The sequence below is a fragment of the Rhodococcus spelaei genome (assembly GCF_006704125.1).
GTDB classification, from domain to species: domain Bacteria; phylum Actinomycetota; class Actinomycetes; order Mycobacteriales; family Mycobacteriaceae; genus Rhodococcus_G; species Rhodococcus_G spelaei.
On sequence record NZ_VIGH01000003.1, the window covers coordinates 320,853 to 341,732 of the forward strand.

21 protein-coding genes are annotated in these 20,880 nt (G+C 70.2%); 12 read left to right on the forward strand and 9 right to left on the reverse strand.

What is annotated here, in order from left to right:
* Positions 1–5: 5 nt before the first annotated feature.
* The 3 genes from FK531_RS08235 to FK531_RS08245 all read right to left on the reverse strand — a co-directional run bounded on the left by FK531_RS08235 (position 6) and on the right by FK531_RS08245 (position 2,824).
* Complete coding sequence (locus FK531_RS08235; RefSeq protein WP_142097508.1) at positions 6–740, reverse strand: polyprenol monophosphomannose synthase; 735 nt, start codon at positions 738–740, stop codon at positions 6–8.
* A 46-nt stretch (positions 741–786) separates the two neighbouring features.
* Positions 787–1,323 (reverse strand): TetR/AcrR family transcriptional regulator, encoded by a 537-nt coding sequence (locus FK531_RS08240; RefSeq protein WP_142097510.1) that lies wholly within the window; start codon positions 1,321–1,323, stop codon positions 787–789.
* An 85-nt stretch (positions 1,324–1,408) separates the two neighbouring features.
* The gene (locus tag FK531_RS08245; protein ID WP_142097513.1) at positions 1,409–2,824 is read right to left on the reverse strand and encodes an amidase; all 1,416 of its coding nucleotides are present in this window, start codon (positions 2,822–2,824) and stop codon (positions 1,409–1,411) included.
* Positions 2,825–2,971: 147 nt separating this feature from the next.
* On the opposite strand from FK531_RS08245, the gene FK531_RS08250 reads away from it, so the two are divergent.
* From FK531_RS08250 to FK531_RS08270, 5 genes are all read left to right on the forward strand, one after another.
* Complete coding sequence (locus tag FK531_RS08250) at positions 2,972–4,372, forward strand: NAD(P)-binding protein (RefSeq protein ID WP_142097515.1); 1,401 nt, start codon at positions 2,972–2,974, stop codon at positions 4,370–4,372.
* Between the two features lie 98 nt (positions 4,373–4,470).
* On the forward strand, positions 4,471–5,280 hold the full coding sequence (gene recO / locus FK531_RS08255; RefSeq protein WP_142097518.1) for a DNA repair protein RecO: 810 nt from the start codon (positions 4,471–4,473) through the stop codon (positions 5,278–5,280).
* The gene (locus FK531_RS08260) at positions 5,237–6,043 is read left to right on the forward strand and encodes an isoprenyl transferase (RefSeq protein WP_142097521.1); all 807 of its coding nucleotides are present in this window, start codon (positions 5,237–5,239) and stop codon (positions 6,041–6,043) included. Before recO ends, FK531_RS08260 begins: the two co-directional genes overlap by 44 nt.
* A 28-nt stretch (positions 6,044–6,071) precedes the next feature.
* Positions 6,072–6,473, forward strand: coding sequence for a hypothetical protein (locus tag FK531_RS08265; protein ID WP_142097524.1), 402 nt, complete (start codon positions 6,072–6,074; stop codon positions 6,471–6,473).
* Positions 6,474–6,551: 78 nt separating this feature from the next.
* Positions 6,552–7,955 (forward strand): aldehyde dehydrogenase family protein, encoded by a 1,404-nt coding sequence (locus FK531_RS08270; protein WP_142097526.1) that lies wholly within the window; start codon positions 6,552–6,554, stop codon positions 7,953–7,955.
* Here FK531_RS08270 and FK531_RS08275 read toward each other — a convergent pair.
* Genes FK531_RS08275 through FK531_RS08285 form a run of 3 tightly spaced genes read right to left on the reverse strand, consistent with a single transcriptional unit; the run spans position 7,952 to position 9,535 of the window.
* On the reverse strand, positions 7,952–8,686 hold the full coding sequence (locus FK531_RS08275; protein ID WP_142097529.1) for a Clp protease N-terminal domain-containing protein: 735 nt from the start codon (positions 8,684–8,686) through the stop codon (positions 7,952–7,954). The genes FK531_RS08270 and FK531_RS08275 overlap by 4 nt on opposite strands.
* Before the next feature lie 31 nt (positions 8,687–8,717).
* The gene (locus FK531_RS08280) at positions 8,718–9,164 is read right to left on the reverse strand and encodes a Fur family transcriptional regulator (RefSeq protein WP_142097532.1); all 447 of its coding nucleotides are present in this window, start codon (positions 9,162–9,164) and stop codon (positions 8,718–8,720) included.
* A gap of 2 nt (positions 9,165–9,166) precedes the next feature.
* Entirely contained in the window at positions 9,167–9,535 is a 369-nt protein-coding gene (locus FK531_RS08285; protein ID WP_435531028.1) for an ArsR/SmtB family transcription factor, read from the reverse strand.
* A 189-nt stretch (positions 9,536–9,724) separates the two neighbouring features.
* On the opposite strand from FK531_RS08285, the gene FK531_RS08290 reads away from it, so the two are divergent.
* Positions 9,725–11,116, forward strand: a complete 1,392-nt coding sequence (locus FK531_RS08290) for a glycine--tRNA ligase (RefSeq protein WP_142097534.1) — start codon at positions 9,725–9,727, stop codon at positions 11,114–11,116.
* Positions 11,117–11,178: 62 nt separating this feature from the next.
* On the opposite strand, the gene FK531_RS08295 is transcribed toward FK531_RS08290, so the two are convergent.
* Together FK531_RS08295 and FK531_RS08300 are read right to left on the reverse strand one after the other, a co-directional pair.
* Positions 11,179–11,919 carry an ABC transporter permease gene (locus tag FK531_RS08295; protein ID WP_142097537.1) on the reverse strand — a complete coding sequence of 247 codons (741 nt, stop codon included), beginning with the start codon at positions 11,917–11,919 and terminating at the stop codon, positions 11,179–11,181.
* Entirely contained in the window at positions 11,920–13,950 is a 2,031-nt protein-coding gene (locus FK531_RS08300; protein ID WP_142097540.1) for a TPM domain-containing protein, read from the reverse strand.
* 132 nt (positions 13,951–14,082) lie between these two features.
* Between FK531_RS08300 and FK531_RS08305 the strand changes: the two genes are divergently transcribed.
* From FK531_RS08305 to FK531_RS08330, 6 genes are all read left to right on the forward strand, one after another.
* Positions 14,083–15,003, forward strand: coding sequence for an ABC transporter ATP-binding protein (locus FK531_RS08305; RefSeq protein ID WP_142097543.1), 921 nt, complete (start codon positions 14,083–14,085; stop codon positions 15,001–15,003).
* A gap of 2 nt (positions 15,004–15,005) precedes the next feature.
* Positions 15,006–15,791, forward strand: coding sequence for an ABC transporter permease (locus tag FK531_RS08310; RefSeq protein ID WP_142097546.1), 786 nt, complete (start codon positions 15,006–15,008; stop codon positions 15,789–15,791).
* Positions 15,792–15,811: 20 nt separating this feature from the next.
* Entirely contained in the window at positions 15,812–16,957 is a 1,146-nt protein-coding gene (locus tag FK531_RS08315) for a sensor histidine kinase (protein WP_246098004.1), read from the forward strand.
* On the forward strand, positions 16,954–17,568 hold the full coding sequence (locus FK531_RS08320) for a response regulator transcription factor (RefSeq protein ID WP_142097553.1): 615 nt from the start codon (positions 16,954–16,956) through the stop codon (positions 17,566–17,568). The genes FK531_RS08315 and FK531_RS08320 overlap by 4 nt, the downstream gene beginning before the upstream one ends.
* Positions 17,569–17,641: 73 nt before the next feature.
* On the forward strand, positions 17,642–18,319 hold the full coding sequence (locus FK531_RS08325) for a YdcF family protein (RefSeq protein ID WP_142097556.1): 678 nt from the start codon (positions 17,642–17,644) through the stop codon (positions 18,317–18,319).
* Positions 18,316–19,587, forward strand: a complete 1,272-nt coding sequence (locus FK531_RS08330; RefSeq protein ID WP_142097559.1) for a deoxyguanosinetriphosphate triphosphohydrolase — start codon at positions 18,316–18,318, stop codon at positions 19,585–19,587. Before FK531_RS08325 ends, FK531_RS08330 begins: the two co-directional genes overlap by 4 nt.
* Positions 19,588–19,654: 67 nt before the next feature.
* Here FK531_RS08330 and FK531_RS08335 read toward each other — a convergent pair whose 3' ends face one another.
* Positions 19,655–20,839 carry a dipeptidase gene (locus FK531_RS08335; protein ID WP_181762867.1) on the reverse strand — a complete coding sequence of 395 codons (1,185 nt, stop codon included), beginning with the start codon at positions 20,837–20,839 and terminating at the stop codon, positions 19,655–19,657.
* Between the last annotated feature and the right edge of the window lie 41 nt (positions 20,840–20,880).

Here is a 20,880-nt window from a genome sequence, read left to right on the forward strand (position 1 = left end):
GGCTGCTAGCGCTTGCGGCCGAACCGAAGCTTCCACGGCACCAGCGCCGACTCGAGCTGCACGCCCAGGCTCATCTTCGACACCCCGTCGGTGCGCTCCTCGAAGCGGATCGGGACCTCGGCGATGGTGAGGCCGTGCTGGACGGTCCGGTAGTTCATCTCGACCTGGAACGAGTAGCCGTTGGACTGAACCGACGTCACGTCGATGGTCCGCAGGGTCGACGCACGCCAGGCCTTGAAGCCGGCCGTCGCGTCCTTGACGCCCAGACGCAGGATCGCGTTGACGTAGAAGTTCGCCCACGCCGAGAGGGCCTTGCGGTGCCACGGCCAGTCCTCGGCGACCGCGCCGCCGTCGACGTAGCGGGAGCCGAGCACGACCGCAGCGTCGGTGGTGGCCAGCGCCGCGAGCATGTCCGGGACCACCTGGTACGGATGCGAGAGATCGGCGTCCATCTGGATCACCACGTCCGCACCCTCGTCCAGTGCGCGGGTCATCCCGGCGACGTAGGCGCGGCCGAGTCCGTTCTTCTCGGTCCGGTGCAGCACGCTCACCGGGAGCGGGCCGTCGGCCGCGAGGGCGTCGGCGACATCGCCGGTGCCGTCGGGGGAGTTGTCGTCCACCACGAGGACGTGCAGTCCCGGAATCTCCAGCGTGGCGAGCAGGCCGACGATCTTCGTCAGGTTCTCGCGTTCGTTGAATGTCGGAACGACGATGGTGGTCTTCTGGGCGACGCTGTCCATGGCACCTTTACGCAATCTGTTGTCCGCGAGCAATCGGCCGATTTTACTACCTGGGCAGCAGCATCAGAATCGCCGCGGAGATGTCCTGGCTGTCCGCGCCGGTCGCGAGCCGACGTAACTGCAGGCCGGCGATGGTTGCGACCAGCGTCGGGGCGATCGTCGTGGCGTTCGGCACACCGAGTCCCTCGAGGATGGTCACGGTCAGCGTGTCGTAGGCGGCGAAGCACTCGTCGGCGGCCGCCCGCAGCGCCGGGTCGCGGCCGGCCTGGATGTACAGCTCGAACGGCGCGACCCGCTCGGCGGCCCACCCGAGGTCCCGGACGACCTGCTCGGTCAGCGACGCCGCGTCCTGCACGGACAGCCCCTTGTCCCGGTACTTCTCGGCGAGCTCGGTCAGTCGGGCCGTCTCCTCGGTGACGAAGCCGAGCATCGCGTCGCGCAGCATGTCGGTCTGGCTGGCGAAGTGGTAGGTGATCGACCCCAGCGAGACCTGCGCCTGCGCCGCGATCCGCCGGTTGGTTACGGCGGCGATGCCGTCGGTGCCGATGACATGCAGCACCGCGTTCAGGATCCGCTCGCGCACCGGTGCCCCCGGGTCGCTCCGCGGGCTCCGCTCCCGCGCCTTAGGGTCGCTCCGCGGGCTCCCCTCCCGCGCCTGCTCGGCCACTTCACCACCACTGCTCGGGACATTCACGGTCCCACCGTAGTTCGCGTTCGAGCTGGGCGGCGAGGGAGACCAGCATCGGCTCGGTGTTGTCGTGACCCATCAGCTGCACGCCGCGGGGCAGTCCGTCGGAGGTGAAGCCGGCGGGCACGTTGACGCTGGGCCAGCCGAGGACGTTCCACGGCCAGGCGTACGGGCAGGCTGCGGTGACCACCTTGTCCGTCTCGACGTTGCCGATCCCGTCGATGGCGTCGACCAGTGGCGGCGGGGTGGCGGTGGTGGGCGCGAGGATCACGTCGAAGTCGTCGAAGATGGCCCCGATTCGCCGGCGCATGCGCGGTTCGGCGGCGCGCGCCGCACGCAGGGGCAGGCCGCCGAGCAGGCGGCCGGTGCGCGCATTGGCGAGGGTGCGCGGATCGAGCAGGTCGGGGTCGGGGACGCGTCCGCGCCACTGCTCGAGGCCGGCCATCGAGCGCGGCAGGAAGTTCAGGCCGAACAGGATGCCGTAGGCGGGATCGGCGACGACCACCTCGTGGCCGAGTCTGCGCAGCGTGTGGGCGGTGGCACCGATCGCGTCCCTGATCTCCGGGTGCAGCGTCCGTGGCGTCGCGGTGTAGGGGATCTTCAGTGACAGGGCGATACGCAGCCGTCCGGGTTCGCGGTCCACGGTGTCGCGCACCGTCACCGGCGGAGGCTGGTGCAGGTCGCCCTCGTGGTTGCCGGAGACCAGGTCCAGCAGCAGCGCCGCGTCGGCGACGGTGCGGGCGAGCGGGCCGTTGACGGTGATGCCGTAGAACGCCTCGGCGTCCGGCCAGGTGGAGATGCGTCCGCGCTGCGGCTTGATGCCGACGAGGTTGGTCCAGGACGCGGGGATGCGCACCGACCCGGCGCCGTCGGAACCGAGTGCGGCCGGCACCAGGCCGGCCGCGACCGCCGCCGCGCTGCCGCCGGACGAGCCGCCGGGAGTCCGGTCGTGGGCCCACGGATTGCGGGTGTGCCCGAACTCGCCGCCGGTCAGCGGCCACTGGCCCAGCTCCGGGCTGTTGGTTTTGCCGACGATCACTGCGCCCGCAGCGCGCAGTCGGCGCACCACCTCGGAGTCGGCGGACTTGGCGGGGAACTCCCCGGGACAGCCGAATGCGGTCGGCTCGCCGGTGACGTCGACGTCGTCCTTGACCGCGATGGGGACACCGAGCAGGGGCAGGCGTTCGCCGGCGGCGAGGCGACGGTCCGCGTCGGCGGCCTCGGCGAGGGCGGCCGTGCGGCGGACGACCTTGAAGGCGTTGAGTGTCGGCTGGCTGGCCTCGATCGCGGCGAGACTGCGCCGGACCAGTTCGACCGAGGTCGCGGTGCCGTCGGCTAGGGCCTTCGCGGTGTCCTCGAGGCCCAGTTGGCGGGTGTCTTCGATGCGCGTGGTCACGGTCCGCTCCGTCTCCCTGTCACTTGTTCGTTCGAACGAACAGTAGCGCCCGGGAGGGTGGAACGACGCCGGAATTGGAGATCTGTCGGCGTAATGTTTGACGCGGCCCCCTTCTTGGCAGGTCGGGGGAGCGGCAAGGGAAGGCCCATGTCCGTCCGCACACTCGAAGCTGACTATCTCGTCATCGGCGCAGGCGCGACCGGCATGGCGTTCACAGACACGCTCGTCACCGAGACCGGCGCCCGGGTCGTCATCGTCGACAGGCGAAGTGCGCCCGGCGGTCACTGGAACGATGCGTACTCCTTCGTCCGCCTGCATCAGCCGTCGCGCTACTACGGCGTCAACTCGATGCCGCTCGGCAGGGAGGCTGTCGAGACGAGCGGCCCCGAGGCCGGAATGTACGAGCGCGCGACCGGCGCCGAGATCCGCGCATACTACGAGCGCGTGATGTACGGGAGCCTGATCCCCACGGGTCGGGTCCGGTACTTTCCGCAATGCGACTACCTGGGCGACCGGCGCATCGTGTCCCGCGTCTCCGGCGCGACGTTCGACGTCACGGTCCGCACGAACGTCGTCGACGCCCGGTACCTCTCGCCCTCGATTCCCGTCGACACGCCTCCGCCATTCGAGATCGGAGAGGGCGCCGTCGCGATCCCCGTGAACCAGCTGGCACACATCACCGCGAAGCCCGAGCGATTCGTGATCGTCGGTGCGGGCAAGACGGCCATGGATGCCTGTGTCTGGTTACTCGAAAGGGGTGTCGATCCGGGAGAGATCCAATGGATCAAGCCCAGGGAAGCGTGGCTGCTCGGGCGCAGCTACGCCCAGCCGGGCGAACTCGTCGGAAGGATGTTCCACGGGTTTGCGCTGCAGATGGAGGCCGCCGCCCACGCGTTGTCCGTCGACGAGCTGTTCGACCGCCTCGATGCGGCCGAGCAGCTCAGGCGTGTCGACGAGGGCGTGCGGCCCACGATGTACAAGTCCGCCACCATCGGCGACTGGGAGCTCGGTCTGTTGCGTCGCATCGAGAACGTCGTCCGGTTCGGGCACGTTCGCCGGATCGAGCGCGACCGGATCGTCCTCGACGAGGGCGCGATTCCCACCAGTCCCGACCACCTGCACGTTCACTGTGCGGCCGACGGTCTGCCGCGTCCGCCCGCCCGGCCGATCTTCGGCGCTGACCGCATCACCCTGCAGCCCGTCCGGACCGGCCTCGTCCCGTTCAACGCGGCGCTCGTCGGGTTCGTCGAGGCCCACCGGGACGACGACGCGGAGAAGAATCGACTGTGTCCGCCGAACCCGTACCCGCACGTCGCCCTCGACTGGGCGCGGGCGACGCTGATCCAGATGCGGGCCGATCGCGCGTTGTCGAAGGAACCGGACATCGCGGAATGGCTCGAACGGTCGCGGCTGAATCCGATGAGCGGCCTTCGCGATCGGTTCGGGGACCCGACGGTGCAGCAGGCGTTGCAGCGATTCGGCGAGAACGTGCGTCCCGCTCGCGCCCGTCTCGCCGAGCTGGTGGGTGGTCGCACGAACCCGGGGTGAGCGCACACTCTGCGCGCACTGTGCGTGATTCCCGCCGATTCGGCGACAGAGTGTGAGAGCAGTCCGGGTTTGTCCCCGCACCGTGGGACACTTTCCGGGTGAGGTTGTACCGGGATCATGCGGTGGTGTTGCGCCAGCACAAGCTGGGCGAGGCCGACCGCATCGTCACCCTGCTGACCCGCCAGCACGGGCTGGTGCGGGCGGTGGCCAAGGGTGTGCGCCGGACCAAGTCGAAGTTCGGGGCACGGCTCGAACCGTTCGCGCACATCGACGTCCAGCTCTACCCCGGCCGCAACCTCGACATCGTCACCCAGGTCCAGACCATCGACGCCTTCGCCGGGGACATCGTCGACGACTACGGCCGCTACACCACCGCCTGCGCGGTCCTCGAGACCGCTGAGCGACTGTCGGGGGAGGAGCGGGCGCCGGCGCCGCGGCTGCACCGGCTGACGGTCGGCGCGCTGCGTGCGCTGGGAGAGCAGGTCCGGCCCGCCGAACTGGTCCTCGACGCCTACCTGCTGCGCGCCATGGGTTTCGCCGGCTGGGCCCCGGCGCTCGACGAGTGCGCCCGCTGCGCGGCCCCCGGCCCGCACCGGGCCTTCCACGTCGCAGCGGGCGGCGCGGTGTGCGTGCACTGCCGCCCGCCCGGGGCGGCCACCCCGTCGCCGGGGGTGCTGGATCTGATGGGCGCCCTCGAACGCGGCGACTGGGCGTACACCGAGACGGCGTCCGCGGCGGTGCGTGCCCAGGCCAGCGGTCTGGTGGCCGCCCATCTGCAGTGGCATCTCGAGCGCCAGTTGCGGACCCTGCCGCTGATCGAGCGGTCCCGACCGCATGCGCGTCCGGAGGAGCTCGTCAGGCAGGATGGGGACCGTGATTCGACGACGCGAACCGCAAGCTCGGCCTGACCGTGCGATCCGGCCACCGAGCCCGCACCCGTCGGGAGCGCGACCCCCGATCCTGCAGCCCGAACTGATCCCGCGGCACGTCGCGTTGGTGATGGACGGCAACGGTCGCTGGGCGCAGGACCGCGGACTGCCGCGCACGGCAGGCCACGAACGCGGCGAAGCGGTGCTGATGGACACCCTCGAGGGCTGCATCGAGATCGGCGTGAAATGGCTCTCGGCATATGCGTTCTCCACCGAGAACTGGAAGCGCAGCCCGGAGGAGGTGAAGTTCCTGATGGGCTTCAACCGGGACGTGATTCGCCGGCGCCGCGACGAGATGCACGAGATGGGTGTGCGGGTGCGTTGGGCAGGACGCCGACCGCGACTGTGGGCCAGCGTCATCAAGGAACTCGAGGTCGCCGAGGAGCTGACCAAGGACAACACCACCATGACGCTGACCATGTGCGTCAACTACGGCGGTCGCGCCGAGATCGCCGACGCGGCACGGGAAATCGCACGCCGGGTGGCGGCGGGCGAACTCAATCCCGAGAAGGTCACCGAGGCGACGGTCGCGAAGTACCTCGACGAGCCGGACATGCCCGACGTGGACCTGTTCCTGCGTCCGTCCGGTGAACAGCGGACCTCCAACTTCCTGATCTGGCAGTCGGCGTACGCGGAAATGGTGTTCCAGGAGAAGCTGTTTCCCGACTTCGACCGCCGCGACCTGTGGGCCGCGTGCGTGGAGTACGCCTCGCGCGACCGCCGCTTCGGCGGAGTCAAATGAACGGGCACAGTGGTGGGGTGAAGCAGCAGTGAGTGCGGGTACGGCCCAGGTGCTGCAGGACCGTGCCCGCGACGCCCTGGCGCATTTCGTCGAGGTGCGCGAATCCGACGACGGCTCATTGGGTTTCGAGTACGCCGGGGCGCTGTGCTCACTTCGTGCGGTGAACCTGGCACCGGGTCTGGACGTGCTGTCTGTGACGGCCGTGCTGGCCTGGGACCGTCCGGTCAAGCCGGCGCTGCACAAGAAGGTGGCAGAGAAGAACTCGATGATGCAGTTCGGGTCGATCACGGTGATCACCCGCGGCAAGCTGGCTGACGTCATCCTGCGCTACACCTTCCCCGCCGCCGGACTCGGTGACGAGGCGCTGACCACGATGCTGCTGCTGGTGCTCTCCGGAGCGGACCAGGGGCGTCAGGGGCTGTTGCCGTAGCGAATGACACTGTCGGTCGCTCCGTGGCGGGCGTAGCGTTGGTTCGAGTTCCCACAGCCGAATCTGGGGGTGCCGAGGATGGGACTCGACCAGGAAACCCAACCGGTGCCAGCGCGCAGTGACGCGGCCGGCGTGGTCGCCGGGTTGCGCGAGGTGTTCGCGACCGGCCGGACCAGACCCGCGGCGTGGCGGATCGCGCAACTCGAGGGCGTCATTCGGCTGCTCGACGAGCGGGAAAGTGACATCGCCGCCGCGCTCGCGGACGATCTCGGGCGCACCGCGTTCGACTCGTGGCTGCTGGACATCACCGCGCCCCGCGCCGAGGCCGCCTACGCGCGCGCCCGGGTGCGCTGGTGGATGCGCCGCAGCCTGCGCCCGCTGTCGGCGAACATGCTGCCCGCCCTCGGCTGGGTGCAGTACGAACCGCTCGGCGTGGTGCTGATCGTCGGACCGTGGAACGCGCCGGTGACCCTCGTGCTCAACCCCCTGGTCGCGGCGGTGGCGGCCGGAAACTGCGCGGTGATCAAGCCGTCCGAGCTGACTCCCGCGACGTCGCGGCTGCTGGCGCGGTTGATCCCCGAGTACCTCGACCCCGAGGCGGTGGTCGTGGTCGAGGGCGACGGGGCGGTCACCCAGGACCTGCTCGCGCAGGGGGTCGACCACTGCTTCTTCACCGGCGGCACCGAGATCGGCCGGAAGGTGATGGCCGCCGCCGCACCGCATCTCACCCCGGTGACGCTGGAACTGGGCGGGAAGTCTCCGGTGATCGTCGCCGCCGACGCGGACCTGGACGTGACTGCCCGCCGGGTCGTGTGGGCGAAGCTGCTCAACTCCGGGCAGGTGTGCATCGCGCCGGACTACCTGCTGGTCGACAGGTCCGTCCGAGACGACCTGGTCGCCCGCCTCGTGTCCACGGTCGAGGAGTTCCGTGCCCAGGCTCCCGAGCGCGGCCTGCGGGTCGTCGACGAACGCCATTTCGACCGATTGGCGAGGTGTCTCGCCTCGACCCGTGCGACCGTCGCGGTCGGCGGCGGCACGGACCGGGCGAGCCTGACGGTCGAACCCACCGTGCTCGTGGACCCCGAGCTCGACGAACCGCTGATGACCGAGGAGATCTTCGGGCCGATCCTGCCGGTACTCGCCGTCGACTCCCTCGACGAGGCGATCGCGTTCGTCACCGCCCGGCCGAAACCACTCGCCGCGTACCTGTTCAGCCGCTCGGGCGACTCTCGGCGTCGGGTGCTCGCCGGAGTCAGTGCCGGTGGGATCGTGGTCAACCACCTGATCTACCACTACACGGCCCCGCAGTTGCCGTTCGGCGGGGTCGGACCGAGCGGGATGGGCCGGTACAACGGGAAGTGGGGTTTCGAGGCCCTCAGTCACCGAAAAGCGGTGCTGGTCAAGCCGTTCAAGCCGGACCCGCGGTTCGCTTACCCGCCGTACACCGACCGGGCCAAGGCGATCATGCGCCGACTCTTCTAATCGTGCTTCGGTGTCAGAGCTGTGAGCGTCTCGGCGAGGTCCGCCTCCAGGCGGTCGCGGTCGACGCCGAGTCCGCTCAGCGGGCCGGTGCCGTCCTCGATCTCGAGCAGGGCGAGCAGGATGTGCTCGGTGCCGATGTAGTTGTGGCCCAGCCGAAGTGCCTGTCGGAAGGTGAGTTCGAGGACCTTGCGGGCTGCGGCGTCGTAGGGGATCAGTTCGGGTACATCGGTGGCCGGGGCGGGCAGCGTCGCGGTGACGGCGTTCCGAATGGCGTCGGGGTCGACGCCTTGCGCGGCGAGCAGCATCAGCGCCAGGGACTCCGGTTCGGCGAGCAGTCCGAGGGTCAGGTGCGCGGGCGTGACCGCGGGACTGCCGGCGGCCTGGGCCTCGTTGTGCGCGGCGGCGACAACGTTGCGCGCCCGCGGGGTGAACTGGTTGAAGCCCTGGTTCGGGTTGAGGTCTGCGGCCTGGCCGGGGTCTTTCGGGGTGAACCGCTTCTGGGCGGCCTGCTTGCTGACGCCCATGCTGCGGCCGATGTCGGTCCAGGACGCACCGGTGCGGCGGGCCTGGTCGACGAAATGGCCGATGAGGTGGTCGGCGACGTCGCCGAGGTGGTCGGCGGCGAGCACGGCGTCGGACAGTTGGTCGAGCGGATCGGCATGGACCTTCCTGATCGCGTCGATCAGGTCGTCGAGGCGGACGGAAGGTGTGAACTGCAGCGGTTCGGTCATGCGTCAACTCTAGGTTGACGACGCTGAGCCGTCAACCGTTGGTTGACGATGCCGCTCGGGCGGTCGCGCAGTTGCGGCAGGTGCCGAAGATCTCGACCGTGTGGCTGACGTCGGTGAACCCGTTGTCCTCGGCGATGGTGTGCGACCACTGTTCGACCGTCGGCCCCTCGACCTCCACGGTGTAACCGCAGCGGCGGCACACCAGGTGATGGTGGTGGCCCGACGAACAGCGCCGGTACACCGATTCCCCGGAGTCGGTGCGCAGCATGTCCACCGTGCCGGCCTCGGCGAGTGTCTGCAGGGTTCGGTAGACGGTGGTCAGCCCGATGCCCTCGCCGCGCTTGCGCAGCTCGTCGTGCAGGTCCTGTGCCGAACGGAACTCGTCGATCTCGTCGAGCAGTGCCGAGATCGCGCTGCGCTGCTTGGTGGCGCGCACGCCGACGGCGACGGGGCTGCGCTGGCCGGTCTTCTCGGTCACGGTCACTTACCTTCCTCGGCGTGGGCGACGGCGTCGACCACGATGTGTGCCAGGTGGTCGTCGACGAGACGATAGAACACCTCGCGACCGTTGCGGTCGCCGCGCACCACCCCCGCCGACTTGAGCACGCGCAGGTGCTGACTGATCAACGGCTGGGTGACGCCGAGCGCCTCGACCAGTTCGTGCACGCAGCGCTGCTCCTCGCGCAACTGCAACACGATGGCGATCCGCACCGGCGCCGCCAGGGCGCGCAGGATGTCGCCCGCCGCGGTCATCGTGTCCTTGCTCGGCAGCGCTGCGGGCGGAGCGGAGCCGGACGGTTCGTGCGTCGTGGAGTCGGCGTGCAGGTCGTCGGCGTCGGTGATGCTCACTCGGGCTGCTCCTCGTGTTCGGTCCCCAACGTGTCGGCCCCGCCAACCTTATTGCAAATCAATTCCATTTTGATATGCATGAGTATGCATGTCAACACCGGTTGGGTCACGCTCGCGGCGACCGATAGTCTGGTACGAGAAAACCGCACGTGACCGCAGCATCTATTACCCAGATGGAGAGCTTCCCCAGTGGCACCCAAGTCCAAGGTCGATACCGTTGCCAACCTCGCCAAGCGCCGAGGACTCGTCTTCCCTTGCGGTGAGATCTACGGCGGAACCAAGTCCGCCTGGGACTACGGCCCGCTCGGCGTCGAACTCAAGGAGAACATCAAGAAGCAGTGGTGGCGCAGCATGGTCACCAGCCGCGACGACGTCGTGGGCCTCGACTCCTCGGTGATCCTGCCCCGCCAGGTGTGGGTGGCGTCCGGTCACGTCGGCGTGTTCAACGACCCGCTCGTCGAGTGCCTGAACTGCCACAAGCGGCACCGCCAGGACCACCTGCAGGAGGCCTACGCGGAGAAGAAGGGCATCGACAACCCCGACGACGTCGCGATGGATGCGCTCGCCTGCCCGGACTGCGGCACTGTCGGGCAGTGGACCGAGCCGCGCGACTTCAACATGATGCTCAAGACCTACCTCGGTCCGGTCGAGTCCGAGGACGGCCTGCACTACCTGCGGCCGGAGACCGCCCAGGGCATCTTCGTCAACTTCGCGAACGTGCTCACCACCTCGCGCAAGAAGCCGCCGTTCGGCATCGGCCAGATCGGCAAGAGCTTCCGCAACGAGATCACTCCCGGCAACTTCATCTTCCGCACCCGCGAGTTCGAGCAGATGGAGATGGAGTTCTTCGTCAAGCCGGGTGAGGACGAGGAGTGGCACCAGTACTGGATCGACACCCGCCTGGCCTGGTACACCGACCTCGGTATCGACCCGGAGAACCTCCGACTGCTCGAACACCCCGAGGACAAGCTCTCGCACTACTCGAAGCGCACCGTCGACATCGAGTACCGCTTCGGGTTCCAGGGCAGCGAGTGGGGCGAGCTGGAGGGCGTCGCCAACCGCACCGACTACGACCTTCGGGTGCACGAGGAGTCGTCGGGTCAGGACCTCAAGTACTACGACCAGGCGTCTGGCGAGCGGTACACCCCGTACGTCATCGAGCCCGCGGCCGGCCTGACCCGCTCGCTGATGGCCTTCCTGGTCGACGCCTACTCCGAGGACGAGGCGCCCAACGCCAAGGGCGGCGTCGACAAGCGCACCGTGCTGCGGCTGGACCGTCGTCTCGCGCCGGTCAAGGCCGCGGTGCTGCCGCTCTCGCGTAACGCGGACCTGACCCCGAAGGCCAAGGACCTCGCCGCGACGTTGCGCAAGAACTGGAACATCGAGTTCGACGACGCCGGCGCGATCGGTCGCCGCTACCGCCGTCAGGACGAGATCGGTACCCCGTTCTGCATCACGGTGGACTTCGACACCCTCGAGGACCAGGCCGTCACGGTGCGCGAGCGCGACTCCATGGAGCAGGAGCGGGTCTCGCTGGACAAGGTCGAGGGCTACCTGGCCCAGCGCCTCCTCGGCGCGTAGGCAGCTTCGCTGCCTGTGAGTCCTTTTGGTCCCGGACGGGGCCAAAAGGACTCACAGGTGCGTTAGCGCCTGACGTGGGCCCTGGCCACCAGTTCCATCGTCACCGCGACCGCACACGTCTGCGCCAGCAACAGCCCGACCAGCACCAGGATCTGCACCGCGCCGGCCTGTACGGCCGACCCGCTGGCCAGCAGGACGCCGACGAATGCGCCCGGCAGGGTCACCAGCCCGACCGTCCGCGTCTGGTCCAGGCCGGGAAGCAGCGCATCAGCGGCTGCGGTCCGGATCACCTCCATCCGCGAGTCGCGCACACTCAGACCCAGGCTCAGCGCCGCCTCGACCTCCCCGTACCGCTGGGTGATGGCGTCGAGGGCTCGTTTGGCGGCGAGTGAGGTGGCCGTCATCGCGCCGCCGAGCACGATGCCGCCGATCGGGATGATCGCGACCCCCTGCAGCGGGACGACGCCGCTGACCAGCAGCAGCGGCAGTACCGCCCCGACCCCGACCGCCAGCGCCACGGCCAGCCACGTGCCCGACCACCCCGCATCGGCGCGGCGGGCCGACGTCACCGCCGCCGCGACGAACATCAGCAGCAGCACCAGCGCCGCCGACCACAGGTGCCTCAGCGCAGCGGTCAGCACCAGCGACACGGCCGCGAGCTGGAGGGCGCCCCGGATCGCCGCGCGCGGGACGGTCAGCGGGCGGTCGAGCGCGGCAACCCGGTAGACCACCGCGGCGAGTGCGGCCATCACCGCGCAGACGACCGCCAGGGCGAGCCCGGGGTGCGCCAGCGCGGTGCTCACCTAGAACCGGCCGCTGCGGCCGATCCGACCGGAGCTGCTCGGCCCGCCGAACGAGCCGGGACCGCGACTGCCGCCGCCACTGCCGCCACCACGGTTGCCCCAGCCGCCGCTCATCCCGCCGCGAATCATCGAGTCGATCAGGATTCCGCCGAGGATCGCGCCGGTGTTCGAGCCGGAACTCGGTGGGCGCCGGCTCGCCTCCCACTGCTGCACGTCGGACTGCGCCAGGCGCAGGGCCCGGGACGCGAGGTCGCCGGCCGCCTGCGCGTGCTGCAACGCCTTCGACGGGTCGGTCTGGGCCAGCTGCCGGGCGGCCTCGAGATGGCGCTGCGCCTCGGAGATTCGGGTGCGGGCCTCGGCACCGACGGCCCCGCGCCGGGTGCCGATGAAGTCGGCCGCCGCGGTGACCTGTGCGTTCGCGGCGGTGATGTCCTGGGTCAGTTTCTGTGCGGCGCGTTCGGACCGCTGCTTGGACTCGTTGGCGGCGGCCAGCACCCGGTCCAGCTCGGCGTCGGCGCCGGCGAGCTCGGTCAGCGAGCCCAGCGGGTCGGTGTCCTTGCCGGCGTCGGCCTTCGTGAGCGCCGCCTGAGCAGCCGTCCGGGCCGCGACCAGTTCCGGACCGCCGTGCGCGGCCAGGGCTTCCGCCGCGGCGATGTCCTTGCGTGCGTCCTCGAGTGCGTCGGGCAGTGTCGCGATGGCGGCCCGGATGTTCTCCGCGGCGTGGTCGACGCCGTCGAGAAGTTCGCGGACCTGGTCGACGGCGGACTCGGCGGCCCGGATGGCGACGACGGCGGGGCCCTGCTTGCCTGCGGGCAGCGTGATCGCGGCCCGCCCGGCGGTGACATTCTGATCCGCGAAGGCCAGCTGCCGGCCGGCCAGGGTGACGTTGTTCGCCACCGAAGCCAGTGCGGGGCCGGGGAATTCGCCGTGCAGCGCGGTGAGTGTCGCCTCCGACTCGGGTATCCGTACCGTCAGTTCGACGATGTGCTGGGTGAGGGCGTCGAGTCGCGCGGGTGCGTCGATGAGCAGATCGCGCATACCGTCGAACTCGGTGACGCGCGCATTGAGTTCCTTGTCCGCGCGGCTGCAGGTGGAGATCAGCTCGATCAGCATGTCCCGCTGCTGATCCGGGGTCTCGGGGATGTCGTCGTCGAGGCGCTGGCGGATCGTGAACGCGGCCGCGAGGGTGGACTTGGCGGTGTCGAACGCGGTGATGAAGGGCGCGGTGGCCGCGTCGCCGAACTCGCCTCGCGCGAGGTTCAACTCCTCCTCGCTGGTGCGAATCGCGTTGTCGGTCTCCACGAGTACCGCCTTGGCACGCGCGTCCAGGGTCTCGACCGGTAGCGCGGCGATCGCCGCGGGATCGGTCCAGTCGAGGTCCTTCGCGGCGTCGATTCCCTTGCGGACCCGCTCGCTACGGCGCCTGCGGGTGTAGAGCACGACCCCGCTCGCGCCGACGATCACCACGCCGCTGCCGATCAGCAGGTACTTCGCGGTGCCGCCGCCACCCGAACCGCTCATCGCGTCGCCGAGACCGCCCGCCATCGAGATCGCCGCGCCGGACCAGTCGTCCTCGCGCAGCGCGGGAACCACGGCGTCGCGCTCGATGGCGGCGATGTCCGACGCGCTCACCCCGGACAGGTTGCCCGGCACGTTCAGCGCGTACGCGCGGTCCCCGGTGGCCACGGCAAGGAGCGCGGACTCGTCACCGAGTCCGCTCGACTTGACGGTCTTGCTCGCCCACTGGTCGGCGTTCATGCCGCCGAAGTTGTCGACGTAGACCACCCACAGTTGCACGCGGTGCTCGTCGAACAGGCTGTCCAGCGCGGTCTGCACGTCGGTGCGCTGGTTCGCGTCCAGCACCCCCGCGGAATCGGTGATCTGTGAGGGCAGTCGGAGCGGGGCATCGGCCGCCGCGGTGCCGGGCAGGCAGAGCAGGGCCAGCAGCGCCGCCACGGCCGTCACGGCTCCGGCGATCGAGACGTTGCGGGGACCGGGTCGACCGGAAACGCGCGGATGTGCGAGTGACATGGCATGAATCTATCGGTACCGACCGCGATTGCGCCGTCACCGGCGGCCTCCGGTCGGCCCGTGACACCTGTCATGGTCAGGTCGTGACGGACGGCCGAGGCTCGGCGGGCCGCCACCGAGCAGGGTGGAGTCATGACCACAGCAGCGATCGACCTCCGAGATCTCCGAAAGCGGTTCGCGGTGGCCGGGGCGCCACCCGTCCACGCCGTCGACGGCTTGAACCTGACCGTCGCGCCCGGCGAGATCGTGGCGTTCCTCGGACCCAACGGTGCGGGCAAGACCACCACCATCGACATGTTGCTCGGGCTGGCCCGTCCGGACTCCGGCAGCGTCTCGGTGTTCGGGGGCAGCCCGGAGGACGCCATCGCCACCGGCCGGGTCTCGGCGGTGATGCAGAGCGGCGGCCTCCTCAAGGATCTCACCGTCGAGGAGACCGTCCAGTTGGTGGGCTCGCTGTTCGCCACCACGGCGCCGGTCTCGGAGGTGCTGGCCCGGGCCGGCATCGCCGACATCGCGGGCCGGATGGTCGGCAAGTGCTCGGGCGGGCAACAGCAGCGGCTGCGGTTCGCGCTGGCGTTGCTGCCGAACCCGGACCTGATCGTGCTCGACGAACCGACCACCGGGATGGACGTCGAGGGCCGGCGCGACTTCTGGAACGCGATGCGGGAGGACTCGAGCCGGGGTCGGACCGTGCTGTTCGCCACCCACTACCTCGACGAGGCGGACGCCTACGCGGACCGCATCGTGCTGGTCAGCCACGGCCGCGTCGTCGCCGACGGCAGCGCCGCCGAGATCAAGAACCTCGCGTCGGGGCGGGTGATCAGCGCGAATCTGCCCGGGGCGGACCAGCATCGGCTGCTCGCCATCGACGGCGTCGACTCCGTCGAAGTGCGCGGTGAGCGGGTCGTGGTGCACGCCAAGGACTCCGACGCGGTCGCTCGTTACCTGCTCGGCCACACCGATGCCCGCGACCTCGAGATCGTCTCGCGCGGACTCGAGGACGCCTTCCTCGCCCTGACCACCGACCGTCCCTTCGCCACTCAGGAGGCCTGATCATGTCCGTCACCACCGCCGACCCGTCGGCCCGCCGGCTGCCCGCCGCGGGCGGCTTCAGCCTCGGCTTTCTCGCACTCGAGCTGCGCCGCATGCTGCGCAACAAGCGGACCCTGATCTTCACCCTGGTGATGCCGCCGGTGTTCTTCGTGATCTTCGGCATCCAGTCCGACTTCCGCACGCAGACCTACGGTTCCGGCAATGTCACTGCGTACGTGATGATCTCGATGGCCGTGTACGGTGCGATGCTCGCGACCACCAGCGGCGGGGCGATGGTCTCCATCGAGCGGGCGCTCGGTTGGAGCCGGCAGTTGCGGCTGACCCCACTGCGCCCGATCGCCTACGTCGCCACCAAGATCGCCGTCGCGATGACGCTCGGGCTGGCGTCGGTCGCGGTGGTCTTCGTGGTCGGGGGAGTGGTCGGCGCGCACCTGCCGGCCGCCGCGTGGGTCGGGTGCTTCCTGCTCGCCTGGCTCGGGTCGCTCGTGTTCGCCGCCTTCGGACTGTTCATGGGCTACCTGTTGCCGTCCGAGAACGTCATGCAGATCATCGGCCCCGGCCTCGCGGTACTCGCGTTCGCCGGTGGTCTGTTCGTCCCGCCGTCCGGCTGGTTCGAGACGGTCTCGAAGTTCTTCCCGACCTACGGTGTTGCCGCCCTTGCCCGTTCGCCGCTCGGCGAGATCGGCGGCGGGACGCTCGCGGTGGCACTGGTGAACCTGGTGCTGTGGGCGACGGTGTTCGTGGTCGGCGCGGCGGTGCTGTTCCGCCGGGACACCGCGCGGGTGTAGGTCGCGCTAGCGTGGGGCCGGTGAACGAGACGAGTGTGGGAGAGCCCCGGGCGCCCGGTCGGTGGGGCTTCCTCTTCGCGGCGATCTGGCTGGTCTACCTCGCGTATCCGGTGTCCTCGGCGCTGCGGCTGACGGACACCGCGGCGAAGGTGTTCGCGCTGGTGCTGATCGGGCTGTTCGGTGTCGCGTACGTCGGGTGTTTCGTGGCGTTCCGCACGATCGACGGGATCCGCCAGCAGTGGCCGCGCCCCGAGCCGAGGATCGTGTACGCCGGATTGGCGGGCCTGACCGTGATCATGGCCGCGGCGACGATCCCGCTGGGTTCGGACGCGTTCGCACTCGCCATCTACATCGCGGCGCTGGCGGCGATCACCCTGCCAACTGTGCAGGTGTGGACGATCATCGCCGTGCTGGCGGCCACGGTGTTCGCCATGCCGCGACTGGTCGAGTCGGAGCAGCCGCAGGACTTCCTCGCCTTCCAGCTCGTCGTCGCGGCGTTCGCGGCCTGGGGGATCGGCCAGGTCATCTTCCGGAACATGCAGTTGGCCGCCGCCCGCGAGCAGCTCGCGACCATGGCGGTGGCGGAGGAGAGGCTGCGCGTCGGCCGCGACGTGCACGACATCCTGGGACACTCACTCACCGTGATCACCGTCAAGACCGAACTCGCCCGCCGGCTGCTCGACGTCGACATCGACCGTGCGCGAGCCGAACTCGACGACATCGAGGCGCTCGCCCGCGAAGGCCTCGCCGGGGTCCGGGACACCGTCGGCAGGCTGCGGGAGGTCAGCCTCGACGGGGAACTGGCCAATGCGCGGTCGGCGCTGACCGCCGCCGGCATCGAGGCGGTGCTCCCCGACGGCGTCTCGGCGGTCCCGCCGGCGCGGCGCGAGGTGTTCGGATGGACGCTGCGCGAGGCGGTGACCAACGTGGTGCGGCACAGCGGGGCGACCCGCTGCGAGGTCCGTCTCACGGCGGCGACGATCGAGATCTGCGACGACGGCATCGGACCGTCCGTGGACGGCGCCGAGCGCGGCAACGGGATCGCGGGCCTGCGGGAGAGGATCGGCGGAGCCGGTGGCGCACTGCGACTGTCGCGCCCGGAGACGGGCGGCTTCTGCCTGTCGGCCGTCTTTCCCGAGGTCGCACCCGAGCGGGGCCGGCGATGACCGAGCCGATCACCCTGCTGATCGCCGACGACCAGGCGTTGGTCCGCGGCGCCCTGGCCGCCCTGCTCGACCTCGAGTCCGACCTCAGTGTGGTCGCGGAGGTCGGACGCGGCGACGAGGTGCTGGCCGCGGTGCGGACGCATCGACCGCAGGTCGCGCTGTTGGACGTGGAGATGCCGGGCATGGACGGCATCGCGGTGGCCGAGCAGTTGCGGCGCGAGTGTCCGGATGTGCGGATCCTCATGGTCACCACCTTCGGGCGGCCCGGGTACCTGCGCCGCGCGATCGACGCGGGCGCGAGTGGATTCGTGGTCAAGGACACCCCCGCCCGGGAACTGGCGGACGCGGTGCGCAGGGTCCACCTGGGTCTGCGGGTGGTCGACCCGACGCTCGCGACCGAGACGTTGGCGACGGGCTCCTCGCCGCTGACCGCGCGCGAACGCGACGTGTTGCGGGCGGCGTCCGGGGGTGCGAGCACCGGCGTGATCGCGAAGACCCTGCACCTGTCCGAGGGCACCGTGCGCAACCACCTGTCCTCGGCGATCGGGAAGACCGGTACCAGCACCCGCGGCGAGGCCGTCCGCGCCGCCGAACGGCTCGGCTGGCTGTAGTGCCTGGCAGAGAACACCGGCTCCGCGCGTGCCGTTGGTCGGTGCAGTGCGGGCCGGCTGGCAGACTTGCGGAGTGAGTTACTCAGCAGCAGGCGAACGCGACACCGATCGTCTCGGGTTCGGGGGCACCCTGGCCCGGTGGACGCGTCGCGTCGTGGTCGGGGTGATCCTGATCGCCGTGCTGCTGGTCGGCGGTACCGCGTTCCGGGTGTGGCAGGTGGCCAGGATCAACGACCTCACCCACGCCGACGCGATCGTGGTGCTCGGCGCCGCGCAGTACTCGGGGACACCCTCGTCGGTGTTCGAAGCCCGACTGGAGCAGGCGGCGAAGCTGTTCGAGGAGGGTGTCGCGCCCACGGTCGTCACGGTCGGCGGCAAACAGGTCGGCGACGAGTACACCGAGGCGGCGTCCGGCCGCAACTACCTGATCGGTCGCGGCGTGCCGGGGAACCGGATCATCGCGGTCGAGGAGGGTTCCGACACCCTCCGCAGCATCGAGGGCGTCAGCCGGGTGATGGGGGAGCACTCGATGAACTCCGCCGTGCTCGTCAGCGACCCGTGGCACTCCCTTCGGACCCGCACCATGGCCCGCGACGCCGGGCTCGAGGCCTGGACCGCGCCGACCCGGCAGGGGCCGGCGGTCTTCACCCGCGAGTCGCAGATCCACGGAATTGCCAGGGAGACAGGTGCTTTGGTGTGGTATCAGCTGACCCACTTCTCTGCGGACTTCCCGTACACGGCGGGGCAGTGACCTCCGTGTCCTACACCGAACACGCCCTCGAGCGCCGCGTCGTCGAGCCACCCAAGACCGGCGGACTGCCCGGCACCACCGCCGCGCGCAGCGACTTCTCCCGCGACCGTGCCCGCGTGCTGCACAGCGCCGCACTGCGCCGGCTCGCCGACAAGACCCAGGTGGTCGGCCCGCGCGACGGCGACACCCCCCGCACCCGTCTCACCCACTCGATCGAGGTCGCGCAGATCGGTCGCGGCATCGCCGACGGCCTCGGCTGCGACCCCGACCTGGTGGACCTGGCCGGCCTCGCGCACGACATCGGGCACCCGCCCTACGGACACAACGGGGAGAAGGCGCTCGACGAGGTGGCCGCGGAGTGCGGCGGGTTCGAGGGCAACGCGCAGAACCTGCGGATCCTCACCAGCCTCGAACCGAAGGTCCTCGGCGGCGACGGCCGCAGCGTCGGACTCAACCTCACCCGCGCCGCGCTCGACGCGTCGATCAAGTACCCGTGGACGCGGCCGTCACCCGGCGCCAAGTTCGGCGCCTACGACGACGACGCCGAGATCCTGGCCTGGGTGCGTGCGGGCGCGCCCGGGACCCGACGGTGCCTCGAGTCCCAGGTGATGGACTGGGCGGACGACGTGGCGTACTCGGTGCACGACGTCGAGGACGGGGTGATCGCCGGCCGCATCGACCTGCGCGCTCTGGCCGACCCCGCCGAGCGGCGTGCACTCGCCGAGATGGGGGCCGCCGAGTTCCGGGGCCTGGTCGTCGACGACCTCGTCGAAGCCGCGCGCCGGCTGTCCGTGCTGCCCGTCGTGGTGGCCGCGGGCGGCAACTTCGACGGCACCCTGGCCAGTTCGGTGGCGCTGAAGAACCTGACCAGCGAGCTGGTCGGGCGGTTCGCCACCGCCGCGGTCACCGCGACCCGGGAGGTCGCGGGCGGGGCGCCGCTGTCCCGGTACGCCGCCGACCTGGAGATCCCACCGGTCGTGGGGGCCGAGGTCGCGTTGCTCAAGACCGTTGCATTGCGATACGTGATGTCCGACGCCGGGCACAAGACGAAGCAGGACCGCCAGCGCGACCGCATTCACCGGGTCGCGCAGTGGCTGATGCAGACCGCGCCGAGCTGCCTCGATCCGATCCTGCTGCCGGCCTGGGAACGCGCACACGACGACGCGGCCCGCACCCGGGTGATCGTGGACCAGATCGCCTCCTACACCGAGAGCCGGCTCGAGCGCGTCGACAAGCAGAGCCTCGGCGCCCAGGCCTCCTGGGGGTAGGCGCTGCGCGCCCGTGCGCGCCGTTTACCCCAACTGGGGTGCACAGCGCTCACAGTGCCGAAGGCGCCTACGGCAGCACCTGCGCCATCACCCGCAGGGTGTTGCCGCCCATGATCGCCCGGATGTCGTCGTCGCTGTGGCCGCGGTCGCGCAGCTCCTGCGTGATCACCGCGATCTCGCTGGTGTCCCAGGCGACCGTGGTCGAGCCGTCGTAGTCGCTGCCGAGCGCCGCGGTCTGCAGGCCGCCGACGGCGATGACGTGCTCGATCGCGTCGACCACGGCGGCCGGGGTCAACTCGCACACCGCGGCGTCCCAGTAGCCGATGCCGACCACCCCGCCGGTCGCCGCCACCCCGCGGATCTCGTCGTCGGTCAGGTTGCGGTTGACGTCGCAGGTCGCCTGCACGCCGCCGTGGCTGGCGACGACGGGACGGGTCGCGCGGGCGAGCATCTCCGCGATCGCCGGGTGGCTCGCGTGCGCGATGTCGACGATCACCCCGCGCCGCTCCATCTCCGCGAACACCTGCCGGCCGAGATCGGTCAGCCCGCCCTTGACCTCCCCGTGCATCGAGCCGCCGACCTCGTTGTCGAAGAAGTGGGTGAAGCCCGCCATCCGCATGCCTGCGTCGTAGAGCCGGTCGAAGTTCTCGATCCGGCCCTCGAGGTTCTGCAGGCCCTCGACCGAGAACAGCGCCCCCGTCACGTTCTTGCCGGCCGCCCGATCGGCGAGCAGTGTCTCCAGGTCGGCGCGCGTGCGCACGAGCTGGAGCTGGCCGTTCGAGTCGGCGGCGGCGGTCGCGAGCTTGTCGGCGTGGTAGAGCGACCGCTCCAGCAGCGAGCCCCAGGTGCGCGGCGGCTGCAACTGGGCGAAGGTCAGGAGCGTGATGTTGTCGGACTCCGCGGAGTTCGAGTCGTAGTTCTGACCCTTCGGCGACTTCGACACCGACGAGAACACCTGCAGGGCCACATTGCCCTCCTGCAGGCGGGGCAGGTCCATGTGGCCGCGGGAGGACCGCTCGAGGAGGTCGCGATCCCACATCAGGGTGTCCGAGTGCATGTCGGCGATCTGCAGGCTGTCGTGGAGCCGCTGCGTCTCGGGTGTGACCTCGGGCAGGTCACCGGCCTCGACCTTGTTCATGCTGCGCTCGACGGCACCGGGGGCGATCGTGAAGAAGCCGACCGCGGCTGCGGCGACCACGACGGGCAGACCGATCAGAATGCGACGCAGCCATCTGCGCTTCGGTGACGACATGGCGCGAATCCTAGGTGGTCGTCCGCCGAGCGGCGGGGACG

Coding starts and splice junctions, on each gene's coding strand:
- FK531_RS08260 (WP_142097521.1), top strand. CDS start 5,237: ATGGGGACCGTGATTCGACGACGCGAACCGCAAGCTCGGCCTGACCGT.
- FK531_RS08300 (WP_142097540.1), bottom strand. CDS start 13,950: ATGTCACTCGCACATCCGCGCGTTTCCGGTCGACCCGGTCCCCGCAAC.
- FK531_RS08250 (WP_142097515.1), top strand. CDS start 2,972: ATGTCCGTCCGCACACTCGAAGCTGACTATCTCGTCATCGGCGCAGGC.
- FK531_RS08270 (WP_142097526.1), top strand. CDS start 6,552: ATGGGACTCGACCAGGAAACCCAACCGGTGCCAGCGCGCAGTGACGCG.
- FK531_RS08305 (WP_142097543.1), top strand. CDS start 14,083: ATGACCACAGCAGCGATCGACCTCCGAGATCTCCGAAAGCGGTTCGCG.
- FK531_RS08235 (WP_142097508.1), bottom strand. CDS start 740: ATGGACAGCGTCGCCCAGAAGACCACCATCGTCGTTCCGACATTCAAC.
- FK531_RS08320 (WP_142097553.1), top strand. CDS start 16,954: ATGACCGAGCCGATCACCCTGCTGATCGCCGACGACCAGGCGTTGGTC.
- FK531_RS08310 (WP_142097546.1), top strand. CDS start 15,006: ATGTCCGTCACCACCGCCGACCCGTCGGCCCGCCGGCTGCCCGCCGCG.
- FK531_RS08275 (WP_142097529.1), bottom strand. CDS start 8,686: ATGACCGAACCGCTGCAGTTCACACCTTCCGTCCGCCTCGACGACCTG.
- FK531_RS08335 (WP_181762867.1), bottom strand. CDS start 20,839: ATGTCGTCACCGAAGCGCAGATGGCTGCGTCGCATTCTGATCGGTCTG.